Below are 16,581 nucleotides of genomic sequence, written 5' to 3'. Positions count from 1 at the left end.
AGCCTACTGATTATCAATACACTAATAAAACTTCCCTCTTCCAGCTTCCAACTTCTTCCCTTTAACTCTCATACCTCATAAAAATGAAAAATAATCTGATTAAAATATTCGGGTTAGCAACCCTATTGACTCTTAACAGCATTACATTCAATGCTCAGACACTTGTCAATCCGGAAGATAAATCATGGTTTCCTTCTTCTTACGGAGCGCAGGACGAAATAGGAGCTGCTAATTTATTGACTCCTGAAGTTGTAAAACAGGCTCTGGGACTGGTAAAACAGGGTAAAACCTTAGCTCTTGCAGTTCCTATTGACAAAAAACTTCCGGCTTTCAGACACAGAAGCTTCAATTTATATAATATCCAGCCCGGAGAACAGGGTGGAAAAAGCATAGGTCCCAATAAATTTACATTCAATGATGAGCTTGTAAACGGATGGACCGGAGTGGGAACCCAGCTGAACGGTATCGGACACATCGGTATTGACAATATTTACTACAACGGAAATAAAGCAACAGACTTTGTGACTGTGGAAGGCGTAAAAAAACTGGGAGTTGAAAAAGTCCCTCCTTTCGTAACCCGTGGTGTAGTCCTTGATATGACCGCTCATTATGGAAAATCAATAGTACCCGGAGGAACAGAATTTACGGTAGAAGATATCAAATCTGTTTTAAAGAAACAGGGCCTTACCCTGAGAAAAGGTGATATCATTCTTTTCAATACCGGATGGCTTGAATTGATCGGTAAAAACAATCAACAATTCTTAGAAACTGAACCGGGAATCGGAATGGATGCTGCAAAATGGCTTGCCGATCAGGGAATCGTAGCTTTTGGTGGTGACACCTGGGCTTCTGAAGTCTATCCTAATCCGAAAAGTAAAGAAGAATTTCCCATCAACCAGTTTATGCTGGCTAAAAAGGGAATTTATAATCTGGAACTGATCGACAGCCGACCTTTAGTGAAGCAAAAAGTCTGGGAATTTTTATTCGTATTGGGACAGCCTTTATACGTAGGCTCTACTCAGGTGAATGTGAATCCTGTGGCTATTTATTAATTTCTTTAAAAAACAGAGTAACAAAGTAATTCCGGTTAAAAAAATAAAGCTAACCTTAGAATTTATTTTTAGAATTAATACCACAGCCCTATTACATTGTTGCTTTGAATCTTACAGAAAACGGCCTTTCAAAATTGAAAGGCCGTTTTTATAAAAAGTAAACATCCGTAAATTATGCAGGCTTCATGAGCATCCATCTTCCTGCTTCATTACTTCATTATTTTGCAACCGGAAGATGCGTGCTTATTGCAATTCTGTTCCATGCATTGATGGTTACAATCGCCATAATAATCTGAGAAATCTGGCTGTCATCAAAGAATGATTTCGCCTTTTGGAACGTTTCTTCTGTTAATCCATTTTGGCTAATCAGTGTAATTTCCTCTGTCATCTTCAAAAGCACCTGCTCTTCTTCTGTGAAAAATTCTTTTGCCTCCGTCCATCCGTTTAGAATGAAGATTCTCTGAGGTGTTTCACCATATTTAATGGCATCTTTTGTGTGCATATCAAGGCAAAAAGCACATTTATTAATCTGTGAAGCCCTGATTTTAATTAATTCTTTCTGAATGTGAGTTAAAGAAGTTGTCTGTAAATATCCTTCTAATCCCATCATCGCTTTGTAAGCTGCTGAATCTACTGTTGCAATATTTAATCTTGCGCTCATTATATTATTTTTTTTTGGTTAATTGATCTATACTTAAAGAATATTGCTGCTGAACCGCCAATAAAAGAGCTGCGGCACTTCCTACCCATACAGAATAGTTGAGTGGAGCTTTAGGTCCTGAAGCAATGGTCATGGATATGGCAAAAACCAACAGCAGAATACTGCTTCCATACGCTGCAATTCTGGTTTTAAACCCTGCAATCAGCATCAATGGAAATAGGATCTCAAAGAAAGTAGCGGCATACGCTGAGAACGTACTCATTGTTTCCGGAAGAAAAAATGTCAGCTGTCTTGTATATTCTTTAAAACTCTCCATATTTCCCCATGATGAATTTTCTTTACTCCACCATCCAAATCGGTCTGCCACTGCAGAAAGCATGGTTACAGCAAGAGCAAGTCTTAAAAATAACTGCGGAAATCGATTTTTGGTATCTGTCATTGTATTGGCTTTTAATAACATGACAAATTTCCGGCTTTTGATCCGTAAAAATCTTAAACTGGTTTAAGATCGTAACTTTGCCCTGATTTCACTTAAATATTCTGGGGTAAATCCTAAAAAGGAAGCAATTAAATATTGCGGAATTCTCTGTATAAACCAAGGATACAACGTGCTGAAATGTACATAATATTCTTCTTTCGTCATCTCATAAATATAACGGATTCTTTTTTCAGCGGCAGCATAAGCCGTTTGGTAGACCATTCTGAAATAACGTTCCATAACGGGATGCTTTTCCAGTAAAAGTTCCTGAGACTGAAAATCAATAACTAAAATTTTAGAATTCTCTACAGACTGAATATTAAAGTCTGACTTCATCTGTTTTTCAAAAGCAAAAGTATCAGACATCCACCAGTTTTCTATAGCAAATTCTGTGGTTTGTTCTACCCCTTTTTCGTTCACAAAAAACTTTCTCAGGCATCCTTCCACAACGAAATATTTAAATTTACAGATATCACCTTCCAGCATCAGATTTTCTTTCTTTTTCACTTTTAAAACCTGAAAAAAAGAAATGATAGAAGTAAACTCCTCGTCGGTGATCGTAATGAATTTATCTAAATGTGCCTTGAAAGTTTCCATTGTAATATTTAGTAATCAAACTTAACTTTATTTTTTTAGTTTTACAATTCCAAAAAACAATAAATCATGGACATCGTTGCAAAAATTTTGATCGCCTTAGTCGCAATAGAACATATCTACATTCTGTGGATGGAAATGTTTGCCTGGGAAACAAAAGGAAAAGAAGTCTTTAAAGCAGCTTTGCCTGCAGAAATGTTTAAACCTACCAAGGGACTAGCCGCCAATCAGGGGCTCTACAATGGTTTTCTGGCTGCCGGACTGATTTGGTCGTTTTTGATCAAAGATCCGCAATGGCAGACCAATGTGGCACTATTCTTTTTAGGATGTGTAGCGGTAGCTGGAATTTACGGAGCGATTTCTGCCACAAAAAAAATATTCTTTGTACAGGCACTACCCGCAATATTGGCAATTACTGCTGTTTTACTAAAGTAATTTTCATAGCTCATATTTGGAAAGATCACCTTCGAGATCTTTACCATATCAATACGCTCTTATCTTTAATGGTAAGAGAAAAATCACTCTACATATCACCTTCCATAACCAGACTTAAAACCAGCTTCTTACGTCCAAAAAAATCCATTTAATATAAAATTCGTAAATTTGCATCGTCATAAAAAATTGATATACAGGTTTTTTATGCTGATCTGCATTTTGATGAGATGTAGAAATTCAAGTTGTTCAGTACACATATCTGTAATTACCTCATCCGTAATTTAATTGTAGAATCTATGTAAGAGATTAACCTCTTTTTACATGCTACACTCTTTTTCTAGAGTATAATCTAATTGAAATATTTAAAAATAAACATAAGGCCCAATGGTCTGTATGCTCTTATTTTTTTGTTAAAAGCTTTTATCACTATAAGCTCTGCAAATTATTTTGCACTATCGTCATCAGCAGAACAACAAAGATTAAACTTATATAATGAATTGGTGTACAATTTTTTATATCATTTATTAATTCAAAAATTCTGAATATGGAAAAAAATGAAAACAGTAGAAAAGTAAAACTTAAAGTTGAAGATCTGACTATTATTTTTGGCAAAAACAAAGAAAAAGCACAGGAACTTTTAGACAAAGGCTTTTCCAAAAAAGAAATTCTTGAAAAAACAGGCTGCACCATAGGAATCAACAAAGCAAGTTTTGAAATCTATGAGGGAGAATTTTTTGTCATCATGGGATTGTCAGGAAGCGGAAAATCTACGCTGCTGCGCTGTCTTAACAGGCTGAATGAGCCTACCTCAGGAAAAGTATACATCAATGATGATGATATTACCGGCAAAAACAATAAAGAACTTCTGGAAGTAAGAAGAACGGAAATGAGTATGGTATTTCAGAAATTCGGATTACTTCCCCATCATACTATTTTAGACAATGCAGGTTTCGGCCTGGAAATCAGAGGAGAAGACAAAGCTTCCCGTGATGAAAAAGCACAGAAAGCCCTGGATATTGTAGGATTGAATGGTTTTGAAAACCAGTATCCTTCCCAACTTTCAGGAGGAATGCAGCAGAGAGTAGGTTTAGCAAGAGCATTGGCAAACGATCCTGAAGTTCTGCTTATGGATGAGGCTTTTTCTGCACTGGATCCTCTGATAAAATCTGAAATGCAGGATCAGATGCTTGAACTGCAGAATACATTGCAAAAAACCATTGTTTTCATTACCCACGATCTGGACGAGGCTATTAAAATCGGAGACCGTATCGTCATTATGAAAGATGGAGTCATAGAACAGATAGGAACTGCAGAAGATATTTTAACCAATCCTGCCAGCGACTATGTAAAAGCTTTCGTAGAGAAAGTAGACCGTAAAACAATTATCACTGCCAGATCTCTGATGTTTGATAAAGCTACCGTAGTACGTTTCAGAAAAGACGGTCCGGAAGGGGCATTAAGAAAAATGAGAGCCACCGGATTAGAAAACTTACCTGTAGTAGATTTTCAAAATAAATTTCTGGGCTTTGTAACCCTTAACGATGTTGTCCGAATTGCCAAAAGAAAAGAACCTACAGTGGAATCAATTATCAACAGCAATGTTCCTTCAGTCTATCCTGAAGTCACTGTAGAAGAAATGCTGCCGTTAATTTCCGGAAGTAAATCAGCCATCGCAGTAATTGATGAAGACAATAAATTTTTAGGTCTTGTCACTCAGTTATCTCTTGTCATAGAAGCGACCAAGTTTAACGAAGAAGAAATCATTGAATTAAAAGAAATCGCAAACAATCAATAAGATGAATAAAACTATAGATATAGGTCAATATGTAGAAACTGCTATCAATTGGCTCACAGAAAATGGAAAACCTGTATTTGATGTCATAAAACACGTTGGAAATGCCTCTATTATGGGGATTGAATGGGTTTTAACAAACACACCCTTTTATGTAATCATTCTCTTCTTTACACTGCTGGCACTATGGAAAGCAGGAAAAGGTATTGCTGTAGTAACCGCAGCCGGACTAAGTTTAATATTTTTAATGGGATTATGGAAAGAAACCATGGAAACACTAGCACTTATATTTGTTTCCACCATTACAGCTCTTATCCTTTCTATCCCTCTGGGAATTTTGGCAGCTAAAAATGCAATAGCAGCAAAGGTTATCCGTCCATTACTGGATTTAATGCAGACAATGCCGGCATTTGTGTATCTGATTCCTGCTGTACTGTTTTTCAGCATTGGTAAGGTTCCAGGAGCTTTTGCAACCATTATTTTTGCGATGCCGCCTGCCGTAAGATTAACAACACTGGGAATTGAAGCTGTTCCGAAAGACATTGTGGAAGCCGCCAGAGCTTTTGGAGCCACCAACCGACAGATACTGTTTAAAGTAGAGCTTCCTTTAGCCATGAAAACAATTTTAACCGGGATCAATCAAACCATACTTTTATCCTTATCCATGGTGGTTATCGCAGGAATGATTGCCGCAGGAGGCTTAGGAGAAAAAGTATTGGAAGGAATTAATAATCTGGATATCGGATTAGGATTTGAAAGTGGATTATCCGTTGTGATTTTAGCCATTATCCTCGACCGTATTACCCAGGGATTTGTAAAGAAAAAACAATAAGATGAAACAATTAAAATATCTGTTTTTTCCCGTTTTAATGTTGGTATTTGCTGCATTATATTCGTGTGAAAATATAAAAAACTCCAAATACATTACCATAGGAATGGTAGATGGCTGGGCAGAAGATGTTGCCATGACGCACGTTACTAAAGCTATTTTAGATCAGCAGGGCTATCATGTCATTATTCAAAAAGCTTCAACAGATATGATTCTGGCTTCTATGAATAATGAAGATACAGACCTTTTCATGGGGGTCTGGCTTCCTTACACTCACGCTAAAAAACTTGCTAAATTCCCGGGATTAACTCATCTTGGCACCAATTACAACAACGGCCGTATAGGATTGGTCGTTCCGGAATATGTTCCTGTTAACTCTATTGAAGAACTCAATCAGCATAAGGAGGAATTCAGTCACAGAATCATTGGAATTGAAAAAGGAGCTGGACTAACAACCGGAACAGATAAAGCAATTATCGATTATAAACTGGATTATCAGCAGATCAACTCCTCTACCATTGCCATGATCACCGAATTACAAAATGCCATACAACGTAAACAATGGATTGTGGTAACAGGATGGCAGCCCCACTGGATGTTTGGTAAAATGAAGCTTAAGTTTCTTGATGATCCCAAAAAGATATTCGGTGAAGCAGAACAGATTAAGACTTACTCCAGGAAAAGCTTTGGAAAAGACCATCCTGAACTCGTCAAATTCTTTTCCAGACTCCATTTTGATGATGAAAATATGTCTGATCTTCTAATGAAAATGGAACAGAGTAAAAATAAAGAAGCCACCGCCAAAGAATGGGTGAAAGACCACTCTGAGCTGGTACAGTCATGGCTAGATAAAAATTAATAAACAATTTGGTATTATTTAAAATCCTCAATCCTATACGGGTCTGAGGATTTTTTATTGAGATTTATAGTTCAGAAGAATTCATAGATTCTTTGATATTTTCCCGATGAAGCAATATGTGTTAGTAATCGCAAAGGCGCAAAGAAATTTAATAATATTCTGCTTTAAGGTGCAAGAAAAATCAAAGATTTTCAGCAAGGAATAACCTATAAAGTATTAGGAATATACAATTTTATCGCAGATAAAATCCTTGCGCCTTAAGGCATGTTTAAAGGAAAATCTTTGCGTCTTTGCGTTTTCCAATAACTCATAACTACCCCATTGATTCCTTGATCTTTTCTCTATGAAGTATTCCCCAGTTTACCAATGTTTCCGTCACCGGAAAAACAGACTTTCCATATTCGGTCACAGCATACGTTACAGTGATAGGTTTCGTATCCTGAATCGTTCTTGTGACCAGAAGGTTCGTTTCCAGTTCTTTTAATTCCTTGCTCAGCATTTTCGCAGAGATTCCTTCAATACTGCGTTCCAGCTTTTTAAAATGAATCATCTGATCCGGTCTGTTGGTAAGATACCGTAAGATCATAAGTTTCCATTTTCCTCCCAATACATCCAGACTGTCCCGCATCGCGAACAATTCTTCGGTACAGCTTGCTTCTCTTTCGATGCCGTTTTTAGTAATTTTTGCCATAATAGTTTCGTCAAGGTAACTAGTTACCATTAGTTAACTAGTAGCAAATATAAACTATTCCCTCTTTACATTTGTGTATCAAATCAGTAATATGAAATCGCATGATTTCTCAAATACAAATACTTACCTATGAAAGCAGTTATTTTGAATAAAAACGGAAATCTGGAAGATGGTTTTACCGAACAGCCTCAACCCAAGGACCATGAAGTTTTAATCCAGATTAAAGCCAGTGGTTTCAATCCTATTGATTACCAGATGCTGGAAAATGAGCTTGAACGAAAACTGATCAGTTCTCCTATATTAGGAAGAGAATTATCCGGAATCATTGTCAGCAAAGGTCCCGAGGTTACGCAATTCAATATCGGTGATGAAGTCTATTGTGGCAGCGGCTCTATGGGAAGCAACGGCACTTATGCAGAATATATTGCCGTTCCTGAAGCTATTGTTTCTTTTAAACCAAAAAATATCTCGTTTGAGCAGGCGGCTTCCATTCCTTCTGCAGGACTTACCTCTCTGCAAATCTTTAACCGCCTGAAATTAAACCCGGAGAATACACTCCTTATCACTGGCGCAGCCGGAGGCGTTGGTTCATTTTTAATCAAACTTTTATTAGCCCATAATATCCCACAGGTCATCGCAACTGTTGGTAGTGAAGAAAACAGGCAGATGCTTCTCAATTTAGGATTAAAAAGCCATCAGATCGTTAATTACAGAGATAAAAATCTTATTGAGAACATTTTAAAAGCCAATAACGATCAGCCCTTTGAGTTTGGAATTGATCTCGTTGGAAACTACATGTCTGAAGTGACGGCAGAAGTTTTAAAAATTAACGGAACTTATGTGGATGTGACCGCCTTAGTCACTAAAGATGCTCATGAAACATTGTTCAACAAAGGAACTTTGATTATGAATATCTCCAATTATACTTATGGAATGATTAAAAAATATGAATATTATAAAAACAGTTTACTTGAAATAAAAAAGCTCATTGAGAACGAAACAATTCTTCCGCCACAACATAAAGTAATTGGTAATCTTTCTCTGGATACTGTTCTGCAGGCACACTCTATTTTAAAAAATAATCAGACCCAAGGTCATAAACTCATCATGAAACATTAATCTATGAACACAATACCAAGACGAATCGTAACAGGAATTAAAAACGGGAAATCTATTATTATAGAAGACCAGCAGGTAGAAAACGCAGTAGAACATTTTCCGGGATTGATCATTTCTGATGTATGGAATACCCGGAAAACACCGGCAAGCCTGGACTTTGAAAACAGAATTCCGAATACCGGATTTCCACAAACTCCCAAAAACGGTACTTACTTTCGATATGTAGTGATTCCTCCTGATAAAGATTTAGGGGTTGAATGGAAAAAGAATGAACCTCATCCGATGATGCACCAAACTCCCACATTGGATTATATCATTATCCTTTCCGGTGAACTCTACCTCATCATGGAAGAAGGTGAAACGCTTTTGAAACCGGGAGACATCGTCATTCAAAGAAGCACCAATCACGCGTGGAGCAACCGTTCTGATGAACCGTGTATTCAGCTCGCTGTGTTGATAGATGCGGAAGGGGAGAATTAAAAGATTTAATTATTTAAAAATTTAAAGATTGGGATAGCTCTCACGAATTTTAAAAGTTCAACAAGCTTAAAAATCTGTATAATCTGTGAGAAATAAACAGAAAATCTTTAAAGTTGGACAAACGCAAAGGCACAAAGAAAATAAATAATAACTGTTTTTAAGCGCAAGAAAATCAAAGATTTTCAACAAGGAATGATCTATAAAGTATTAGGAATATACAATTTATCGCAGATAAAATCCTTGCGCCTTAAAACATAAGAGAAGAAAAAACTTTGCGCCTTTGCGTTTTCCAACAAAAATCCCCCAATTTACAAAGAAGAAATCTCCAACAGCTTCTGCTTCATTTTTTCAGGTGTCATCTGTCCTTCCTGATAATATACCAGATTCTGATGCTTATCCAGAAACACCCATAAAGGATAAACAGGCTGATTTTTATTCTTAGACAAAGCCAGCGCCAACTCATGAATTCCGGAGTTTCCATTCTGCAGATACTCAAACTCCTGATTCTGAAAATGAATTTTCTCCTTCGTCTTTTCTGCCTCGAAATTGACAAAATAAAAATGATCATTGATCATATTAACCAGCTCTTTATCTTTACTCAAACGATAAGATTCAATTTTACAGACGGCACACCAATCCGTATAAAGGTGAATGACAACCGGCTTTGGATTTTCCTTCTGCTGGGCCTCAAGATCAGAAAAAGTGCCTGTCTTCATCTGAGACAGATAAAAACAGGGCACTAACATTAAAAATAAAGTTATTTTTTTCATTTTAAAGTATATTTTACTCCCAGAAAACCTCTGATACGCTGCATGGGAGCATAGCCGTATGCCGTGTCAAAAGTATAATGATTAGGATTGTTGATAGGATCATCAACATGTTTATCAAATGGATCAAAAGGTCTCATCAAAGGATCTTTAGGAGTAAAGTTGAATAAATTTTTAATTCCGCAGTATACTTCAAATCCTGATTTGAAACTCTTTGATACCTGAATATTGGCCAAAGAATAGAATGGTGAATATTCAGGGCGATAATCATTCTGCAGAACAGGAAGCCTCATCGGTCCGTAAAACTGTCCTGTAAAATCTATGGTCAGGTTACTTGGGAACTTATATGTCAGATTATATGTTCCACTCCACTTTGGAGCATGCAGCTGTTGTGTTTTTTGATTTTCATTATCAAATTTCTGGTACACATCAAGATAAGTTACTCCAAGATTGACACTTAGCGGAAACTGAAATGCAAAATCCACATTCAAAGAAGCTCCTCTTGAAATTCCGTATCCGTGAAGATTATCATAAATAATTTTATTAGGATCAGAATCAAAATCACCCACGATTTTATTGCTGAAATAAGTATAGAATGCAGAAGCATCAAGATTTACCATTCGGTTTCCTACAGGAATTTTCCATATATAATTCAGGTTTCCGTTCACCGATCTTTCCGGTTTAAGATCAGATTTTACCACCACTTCGCGGGAACCCGTCAATGCTGCATGATCTTCAGTAAATAAATTCACCACTCTGAAGCCCGTTCCAAAATTGAAACGCAGGGTATGATACGGATTGGGTGAAAACTTCCATGCTAATCTCGGTGAATGTACGGAATGATGCACTTTATCATAATCATATCGGTATCCCAGCAACAAGGTATTTTTATCATTAATTTCCCATTGATCCTGGACAAAAGCTCCCCAGATCGGAGATTTCATCGGCGCATTGGTGATTCCGTCTGAGGCTAATGTTCCCGGGGTATTGTCATCATAAAAAGTTCTTTTAAAAGTAAGTCCGGCCGTGATATCATGCTTTCCGAAGCTTCTGTCCCAATACGTCTGCACAAAAGCTACTTTTTGTGTGGCATTGAAAGGATTTGATCCGTAAAATGAGTTCTGGTCATGATAGTTGTAGGAAAACTGAGTTACAATATGCTCTTTCATAGGCCATTCATACAAACCGAAAATTTCCGCTCTATTGGTATAAATACTTTCTCCATATACCTGATCACTGCCACGGTAAGATTTATTCCATTGCATTTCTCCCCCGAAACGGTCTTCATACAGATATCTCATCGCAAAACTTGCCTGTCTGTTTTCCTTTCTTTTAAAATTCCATTTGTTGAAAACCGAAATCCTGCTCTGTAGAGTAGCGTCTGTGAAATTATCTTTATTCTGGTCTATTCTTTCCTGAAAACTGAAATAATTCAAACTTAATAATGAAGCGGCATTCTTTCCTACATTGAACTTAGTTGAAATATCCAGATTATTCTCACTCCAGGTACTCGTCATCATATCTACACTTAACTTAGGAGCGGTCAAAGCATTTTTAGTAATAATATTAATTACTCCTCCCATCGCTTCTGAACCGTAAATGGATGATGCAGGACCTTTTACCACCTCTATTCTATCCACCAGACTATTCGGGATTCCACTCAAGCCATATACCGTAGAAAGTGAGCTTACAATAGGCATCCCGTCAATCAGAATCATCGTGTAAGGTCCTTCCAGTCCGTTGATATGGATATCTCCTGTATTACACACAGAACAATTCAGCTGAGGTTTTACTCCATTTACCATAGCAATGGCTTCAAAAATACTGGGAGTCGGATTTTTCTGAAAGAACTTCTGGCTGTAGATTTCTACTGCCACAGGACTTTTTGATCTGCTCATCGGTTTTATGGTTCCGGTAACCACTACATCTTCGATGTTACTTGTTTTGATTTCCCTCTTCATAACTTTTGCAGAATCCAGATTTTTATTGGGCTGCAAACTTAAGCTGTCTGTCTCCTGCGCAAAACAATAGGTTGATAAAAAAGTGATAGAAAATAATATTCGCTTCATGAAATTAAAATTGTTAGACAAATCTAACAATTATTTTTTAAATACAAAACTCTTGAAGAAAAATAATAGGTTGAGACAATTCATGAAAAATGATTAAATTTGAGAAACTACATAAGAAAGTAAAATGAGATATCATCTAGCGGGAAATATCCCACCAAAAAGACATACGATCTTTAAGTCACCGGAAGATAAATTTTACTATGAACAGCTCTTTGGTACAGAAGGCTTTCATGGTATTTCTTCTCTGTTATATCATATCCACCGTCCTACACAGATCAAATCTATCGGTGAGCCGAAAGATGTCACTCCAAAAATTGCCGTGGAAAAAAACATCGCTCCGAGAATGTTTAAGGGAATGAATGTCACTCCTGAAGACGATTTTATGGACAGCCGAAAAATCCTTTTAATGAACAATGATCTGAAGATGGGATTGGCTAAGCCAAGAAAATCGATGGATTATTTCTACAAAAATGCGGAATGTGATGAACTTTTATATGTTCATCAGGGAACCGGAATTTTAAAAACTTTTGTGGGAGATCTTGAATTCGTTACCGGAGATTATCTTATTATTCCGAGAGGAACGATCTATCAGGTAGAGCTGAAGTCTGATGATACTGTATTTTTTGTATTGGAGAGCCACTCTCCTATTTATACTCCGAAAAGATACAGAAATGAATTCGGACAGCTTTTGGAACATTCTCCATTCTGCGAAAGAGATATGATTGCTCCTGCTTTCAAAGAACCTATTGACGAGAAAGGAGAATTCCTGATTAAAGTAAAAAAAGAAAACCAGATTACAGATTTCATCTACGCAACACACCCGTTTGATGTAGTAGGCTGGGACGGATATTTTTATCCTTATAAATTCAATATTAAAAACTTCGAGCCTATTACCGGAAGAATTCACCAACCGCCACCGGTTCACCAGAATTTTGAGGGACACAATTTCGTAGTGTGTTCATTCTGTGCAAGAATGTATGATTACCATCCACAGGCTATTCCGGCACCTTACAATCATTCCAATATTGATTCTGATGAGGTATTGTTCTATACAGAAGGTGACTTTATGAGCCGTAATCACATTGATCTGATGGACTTTACCCTTCACCCGGGAGGAATTGTACACGGACCTCACCCAGGTGCGATGGAAAGAAGTATCGGTAAAAAATTCACAGAGGAATATGCGGTAATGGTAGATCCGTTCCGTCCTTTAAAAATTACCGAAGAAGCTTTAAAAGTAGAAGATCCTTCTTATAAAACTTCATGGTTAGAATAAAACAATAAAAATTATAACAGCTTTAAATTTTACTATCAACCACAAAATCTAAACACTAAAGGTTATAAGTGAATCTTTAGTGTTTATAAAGAACACTAAAGTTTTGAAAATCGAAGATTTTCTTCTGATGTATACTTTATGTAACATTCTTATTACCTTTATCAGTGATCTAAAATACTCAAAAATAAACTTTTGTGACTTTTGTGGTTAAAAATTCTAATAGATTTATTCAACAGTAAAAAAGTCTATCAGGTTCATATCAAAAAGTATTACTGAATACATACAAAAGACGCTTTAAATCCTTTATTTAAAGCGTCTTTTTTCGTAAATTTGTGAGGTATGGTTAACATATTAGCCATCATTATTTTTCATGACGCATCCTAAGTAATGGTGGTTTAAAACAAAATCAATATTACATGTTAGAAAGAATCAGATTAGAAAGTCTACACCAAAAAGTAACCACGGCAGAAAATGCTGTAAAAATTATTAAAGACGGCATGACCATTGGGTCCAGCGGCTTTACAAAAGCAGGTGACAGCAAAGCAATTTTGCCTGCACTGGCAGAACGAGGAAAAACAGAAGACTTTAAAGTCACTTTGATGACCGGAGCTTCACTAGGCCACGGTACTGACGGAAAACTGGCAGAAGCCAATGTGCTAAAGAAAAGAATGCCTTTCCAGGTAGATCCTGTCTTAAGAAACAAAATAAACAACGGTGAAATTCTCTTCATCGATCAGCATTTGAGTGAAAGTGCTGAACTTCTTCACACCAAAAATCTTCAGAGCATAGATGTAGCCATTATTGAAGCGGCTTATATAGAAAGAGACGGAAGTATTGTTCCTACAACTTCTGTAGGTAATTCCGTGACTTTTGCTGCTTTGGCTAAAAAAGTCATCATTGAAATCAATACGGAAGTTCCGGAAGAAGTTTATGGAATTCATGACATCTACCAGGCAGAAGATTATCCTTACAGAAATGTTATTCCTATTGTCGCTCCATGGAACAAAATCGGGAGAAAAAGTATTCCTGTTGATCCTGAAAAAATTGAAGCCATTGTGTTTACCAATCGTAAAGACAGTCCGGCAGATATTGCGGAGCCGGATGAAAAGACAACAGCTATCGCCAAACATCTTCTTGCTTTTTTTGAAAATGAAGTTCTTTTGGGACGCCTTACAGACAGATTACTTCCTCTTCAGGCAGGTATCGGTAAAGTAGCGAATGCCGTTCTTACAGGATTCAAAGACAGTAATTTTTATGACCTGACCATGTTTTCCGAAGTGCTTCAGGACAGTACATTTGATCTGATAGATTCCGGGAAATTGAGTTTTGCTTCAGCATCATCCATTACTGTTTCTCAGGAATGCTATGAAAGAGTGTTAGGAAACCTGTCAAAATATAAAGACAAATTCGTTTTAAGACCTCAGAATATTTCCAATACTCCCGGACTGATCAGAAGATTGGGAGTAATTGCTATCAACACTGCTATTGAGTTTGATATCTATGGAAACGTAAACTCTACCCATATCGGAGGAACAAAAATCATGAATGGAATCGGAGGTTCCGGAGACTTTGCAAGAAATGCCTATTTAAGTATTTTCGTGACTCAGGCTGCTTCAAAAGGCAATAATATTTCTCACGTTCTTCCGATGGTCTCTCATACGGATCATACAGAACATGATGTAGATATTCTGGTAACAGATGTGGGATTAGCTGACTTAAGAGGATTAGCACCGAGAGAAAGAGCACAGAAAATCATAGACAATTGTGTTCATCCGGAATATAAAGAAGAACTGCAATCCTATTTCGACAGAGCATGTGAAAGAGGCGGACACACCCCTCATTTGTTGGAAGAATCATTCAGTTGGCATCTGCGATTCTCTGAAACCGGAAGTATGAAACAGAAAACAGCTGTTGAAACTGCCAATTAAGATTTTAAACAAAATAATAAATGATATAAAAGGACTGAATGCCAATGCATTTGGTCCTTTATCTTTTAAATTGCATCTGGTTTATTTATATGACAAAAGTCTGTGCAATATCCTTAAACTATTTATATGAATATAAAATTATAAAGGTTATCTTTGAAAGAATAGAAGTGTTTTATGTAATAAATAATGCTCTCATAATGCTCTCAACCTCCTTTGAAAAAAGATTAAATATGAATAATTACATCAGTGCAGAAGAAGCAATATATACGATAAAAAGTGGAAACCGGGTATTTTTTCACGGCAGTGCATGTACTCCCAATTACCTGATTGATGAGCTGGCAAGACAGGCTGGCCGGCTACAAAATGTAGAAATGGTCTCCATTACCCAGCAAGGAAATGTGGAAATTGCAAAACCGGAATACAAAGACAGTTTTTTCATCAATTCGTTATTTGTTTCCACTCCTGTGCGTGATGCCGTAAATTCTGACAGAGGAGACTTTGTGCCTGTCTTTCTAAGTGAAATTCCTATTTTATTCAGAAAAAATATTCTGCCTCTTGATGTAGCCATTGTTACGGTTTCTCCTCCGGACAGACATGGTTTCTGTACGCTGGGAACTTCTGTAGATATTGCAAGAGCGGCTGTAGATACCGCAAAAATCATTGTTGCTATTGTCAATCCCAGGATGCCAAGAACCCACGGAGACGGGATGATCCACATCAGCAGAATTCATAAACTGGTTTGGCATGAAGAGGAACTTCCAACCGTAGATTATGGTTCAAAAGTAGGTCCTGAAGAAATGCTTGTCGGAAAAAATGTGGCTGAACTCATTGAAGACAGATCTACCCTTCAGATGGGTATAGGAACCATTCCTGATGCTGTTTTGAAATGCCTTACCAACCATAAAGATCTGGGAATTCATACCGAAATGCTGAGTGATGGTGTTATTGACTTGATTCAGGATGATGTGATCAACAATAAATATAAAGGATACAACGATAATAAAACCATTACAAGCTTTTGCTTCGGAACCAGAAAACTGTATGATTATGTAGATGACAATACTGTATTTGCTTTCAGAGATGTAAGCGAAGTAAACTTTCCGATCAATATCATGAGAAACAAAAAAATGGTTGCCATCAATTCCGCCATTGAAATAGATCTGACGGGACAGGTATGCGCCGATTCTATCGGAACAATGCAATACAGTGGAATTGGAGGACAAATGGACTTTATGCGCGGTGCCGCATTAAGTGATGACGGAAAACCTATCATAGCCATTACCGCTAGAACGAAAAAAGGAATTTCCAGAATCGTTCCTTTTCTTAAACAAGGAGCTGGTGTAGTAACCACAAGAGGACATATCCATTACGTTGTTACTGAATACGGAACGGCTTACCTGTATGGGAAAAACCTTCGCCAGAGAGCACAGGAACTCATCAGCATTGCCCATCCGGACGATAGAGAAATGCTGGAGAGAGCAGCCTTTGATAGATTTAAACACTGATAATCAAATAAAAAGGATTTCCAAATTGTTTTTTTTATTTAAAATC

At 37.0% G+C, this 16,581-nt stretch carries 16 protein-coding genes; 10 read left to right on the top strand and 6 right to left on the bottom strand.

Features of this window, described 5'->3' with window-relative positions; translation table 11 throughout:
* The first annotated feature begins 83 nt into the window (after positions 1-83).
* Entirely contained in the window at positions 84-1,052 is a 969-nt protein-coding gene (locus tag CHRYMOREF3P_RS18940; RefSeq protein WP_077414121.1) for a cyclase family protein, read from the top strand.
* 217 nt (positions 1,053-1,269) lie between these two features.
* On the opposite strand, the gene CHRYMOREF3P_RS18935 is transcribed toward CHRYMOREF3P_RS18940, so the two are convergent.
* The 3 genes from CHRYMOREF3P_RS18935 to CHRYMOREF3P_RS18925 all read right to left on the bottom strand — a co-directional run bounded on the left by CHRYMOREF3P_RS18935 (position 1,270) and on the right by CHRYMOREF3P_RS18925 (position 2,788).
* On the bottom strand, positions 1,270-1,713 hold the full coding sequence (locus tag CHRYMOREF3P_RS18935; RefSeq protein WP_077414119.1) for a carboxymuconolactone decarboxylase family protein: 444 nt from the start codon (positions 1,711-1,713) through the stop codon (positions 1,270-1,272).
* Positions 1,714-1,717: 4 nt separating this feature from the next.
* A complete protein-coding gene (locus CHRYMOREF3P_RS18930; protein WP_232539064.1) occupies positions 1,718-2,152 on the bottom strand; it encodes a DoxX family protein in 435 nt (144 codons plus the stop codon).
* A gap of 63 nt (positions 2,153-2,215) precedes the next feature.
* On the bottom strand, positions 2,216-2,788 hold the full coding sequence (locus CHRYMOREF3P_RS18925) for a Crp/Fnr family transcriptional regulator (RefSeq protein ID WP_180565249.1): 573 nt from the start codon (positions 2,786-2,788) through the stop codon (positions 2,216-2,218).
* 66 nt (positions 2,789-2,854) lie between these two features.
* Here CHRYMOREF3P_RS18925 and CHRYMOREF3P_RS18920 point away from each other — a divergent pair, with 66 nt between their 5' ends.
* The 4 genes from CHRYMOREF3P_RS18920 to CHRYMOREF3P_RS18905 all read left to right on the top strand — a co-directional run bounded on the left by CHRYMOREF3P_RS18920 (position 2,855) and on the right by CHRYMOREF3P_RS18905 (position 6,700).
* A complete protein-coding gene (locus CHRYMOREF3P_RS18920; protein ID WP_077414113.1) occupies positions 2,855-3,220 on the top strand; it encodes a DUF1304 domain-containing protein in 366 nt (121 codons plus the stop codon).
* Positions 3,221-3,764: 544 nt separating this feature from the next.
* Entirely contained in the window at positions 3,765-5,015 is a 1,251-nt protein-coding gene (locus CHRYMOREF3P_RS18915) for a glycine betaine/L-proline ABC transporter ATP-binding protein (RefSeq protein WP_077414111.1), read from the top strand.
* A gap of 1 nt (position 5,016) precedes the next feature.
* Positions 5,017-5,844 (top strand): ABC transporter permease, encoded by an 828-nt coding sequence (locus CHRYMOREF3P_RS18910; RefSeq protein WP_077414110.1) that lies wholly within the window; start codon positions 5,017-5,019, stop codon positions 5,842-5,844.
* A gap of 1 nt (position 5,845) precedes the next feature.
* The gene (locus CHRYMOREF3P_RS18905) at positions 5,846-6,700 is read left to right on the top strand and encodes a glycine betaine ABC transporter substrate-binding protein (protein ID WP_180565248.1); all 855 of its coding nucleotides are present in this window, start codon (positions 5,846-5,848) and stop codon (positions 6,698-6,700) included.
* A gap of 313 nt (positions 6,701-7,013) precedes the next feature.
* On the opposite strand, the gene CHRYMOREF3P_RS18900 is transcribed toward CHRYMOREF3P_RS18905, so the two are convergent.
* Positions 7,014-7,391 (bottom strand): winged helix-turn-helix transcriptional regulator, encoded by a 378-nt coding sequence (locus CHRYMOREF3P_RS18900; protein WP_077414262.1) that lies wholly within the window; start codon positions 7,389-7,391, stop codon positions 7,014-7,016.
* Between the two features lie 129 nt (positions 7,392-7,520).
* On the opposite strand from CHRYMOREF3P_RS18900, the gene CHRYMOREF3P_RS18895 reads away from it, so the two are divergent.
* Entirely contained in the window at positions 7,521-8,510 is a 990-nt protein-coding gene (locus CHRYMOREF3P_RS18895) for an NADP-dependent oxidoreductase (RefSeq protein WP_077414106.1), read from the top strand.
* Positions 8,511-8,513: 3 nt separating this feature from the next.
* Positions 8,514-8,990: a cupin domain-containing protein gene (locus tag CHRYMOREF3P_RS18890; RefSeq protein WP_077414104.1), complete on the top strand. Its 477-nt coding sequence runs from the start codon at positions 8,514-8,516 to the stop codon at positions 8,988-8,990.
* 308 nt (positions 8,991-9,298) lie between these two features.
* Here the strand turns inward: CHRYMOREF3P_RS18890 and CHRYMOREF3P_RS18885 are convergent, their stop codons facing one another.
* Positions 9,299-9,760: a thioredoxin family protein gene (locus tag CHRYMOREF3P_RS18885; RefSeq protein ID WP_077414101.1), complete on the bottom strand. Its 462-nt coding sequence runs from the start codon at positions 9,758-9,760 to the stop codon at positions 9,299-9,301.
* A complete protein-coding gene (locus tag CHRYMOREF3P_RS18880; protein WP_077414099.1) occupies positions 9,757-11,826 on the bottom strand; it encodes a TonB-dependent receptor plug domain-containing protein in 2,070 nt (689 codons plus the stop codon). Before CHRYMOREF3P_RS18880 ends, CHRYMOREF3P_RS18885 begins: the two co-directional genes overlap by 4 nt.
* 124 nt (positions 11,827-11,950) lie before the next feature.
* On the opposite strand from CHRYMOREF3P_RS18880, the gene CHRYMOREF3P_RS18875 reads away from it, so the two are divergent.
* The 3 genes from CHRYMOREF3P_RS18875 (at position 11,951) to CHRYMOREF3P_RS18865 (ending at position 16,535) form a co-directional block, all read left to right on the top strand.
* Positions 11,951-13,102, top strand: coding sequence for a homogentisate 1,2-dioxygenase (locus CHRYMOREF3P_RS18875; RefSeq protein WP_077414097.1), 1,152 nt, complete (start codon positions 11,951-11,953; stop codon positions 13,100-13,102).
* 416 nt (positions 13,103-13,518) lie between these two features.
* Positions 13,519-15,030 (top strand): succinate CoA transferase, encoded by a 1,512-nt coding sequence (locus CHRYMOREF3P_RS18870; RefSeq protein ID WP_077414095.1) that lies wholly within the window; start codon positions 13,519-13,521, stop codon positions 15,028-15,030.
* A gap of 230 nt (positions 15,031-15,260) precedes the next feature.
* Positions 15,261-16,535, top strand: coding sequence for an acetyl-CoA hydrolase/transferase family protein (locus tag CHRYMOREF3P_RS18865; RefSeq protein WP_047382678.1), 1,275 nt, complete (start codon positions 15,261-15,263; stop codon positions 16,533-16,535).
* Positions 16,536-16,581 lie beyond the last annotated feature (46 nt).

The organism is Chryseobacterium sp. JV274 (assembly GCF_903969135.1).
Lineage (GTDB): Bacteria > Bacteroidota > Bacteroidia > Flavobacteriales > Weeksellaceae > Chryseobacterium.
Note: the sequence above shows the minus strand (reverse complement) of the source record. Positions and strands in the feature narration are given on the sequence as shown.

Coding starts and splice junctions, on each gene's coding strand:
- CHRYMOREF3P_RS18895 (WP_077414106.1), top strand. CDS start 7,521: ATGAAAGCAGTTATTTTGAATAAAAACGGAAATCTGGAAGATGGTTTT.
- CHRYMOREF3P_RS18940 (WP_077414121.1), top strand. CDS start 84: ATGAAAAATAATCTGATTAAAATATTCGGGTTAGCAACCCTATTGACT.
- CHRYMOREF3P_RS18870 (WP_077414095.1), top strand. CDS start 13,519: ATGTTAGAAAGAATCAGATTAGAAAGTCTACACCAAAAAGTAACCACG.
- CHRYMOREF3P_RS18880 (WP_077414099.1), bottom strand. CDS start 11,826: ATGAAGCGAATATTATTTTCTATCACTTTTTTATCAACCTATTGTTTT.
- CHRYMOREF3P_RS18910 (WP_077414110.1), top strand. CDS start 5,017: ATGAATAAAACTATAGATATAGGTCAATATGTAGAAACTGCTATCAAT.
- CHRYMOREF3P_RS18905 (WP_180565248.1), top strand. CDS start 5,846: ATGAAACAATTAAAATATCTGTTTTTTCCCGTTTTAATGTTGGTATTT.
- CHRYMOREF3P_RS18865 (WP_047382678.1), top strand. CDS start 15,261: ATGAATAATTACATCAGTGCAGAAGAAGCAATATATACGATAAAAAGT.
- CHRYMOREF3P_RS18935 (WP_077414119.1), bottom strand. CDS start 1,713: ATGAGCGCAAGATTAAATATTGCAACAGTAGATTCAGCAGCTTACAAA.
- CHRYMOREF3P_RS18920 (WP_077414113.1), top strand. CDS start 2,855: ATGGACATCGTTGCAAAAATTTTGATCGCCTTAGTCGCAATAGAACAT.
- CHRYMOREF3P_RS18890 (WP_077414104.1), top strand. CDS start 8,514: ATGAACACAATACCAAGACGAATCGTAACAGGAATTAAAAACGGGAAA.
- CHRYMOREF3P_RS18875 (WP_077414097.1), top strand. CDS start 11,951: ATGAGATATCATCTAGCGGGAAATATCCCACCAAAAAGACATACGATC.
- CHRYMOREF3P_RS18885 (WP_077414101.1), bottom strand. CDS start 9,760: ATGAAAAAAATAACTTTATTTTTAATGTTAGTGCCCTGTTTTTATCTG.
- CHRYMOREF3P_RS18900 (WP_077414262.1), bottom strand. CDS start 7,391: ATGGCAAAAATTACTAAAAACGGCATCGAAAGAGAAGCAAGCTGTACC.
- CHRYMOREF3P_RS18915 (WP_077414111.1), top strand. CDS start 3,765: ATGGAAAAAAATGAAAACAGTAGAAAAGTAAAACTTAAAGTTGAAGAT.
- CHRYMOREF3P_RS18925 (WP_180565249.1), bottom strand. CDS start 2,788: ATGGAAACTTTCAAGGCACATTTAGATAAATTCATTACGATCACCGAC.
- CHRYMOREF3P_RS18930 (WP_232539064.1), bottom strand. CDS start 2,152: ATGACAGATACCAAAAATCGATTTCCGCAGTTATTTTTAAGACTTGCT.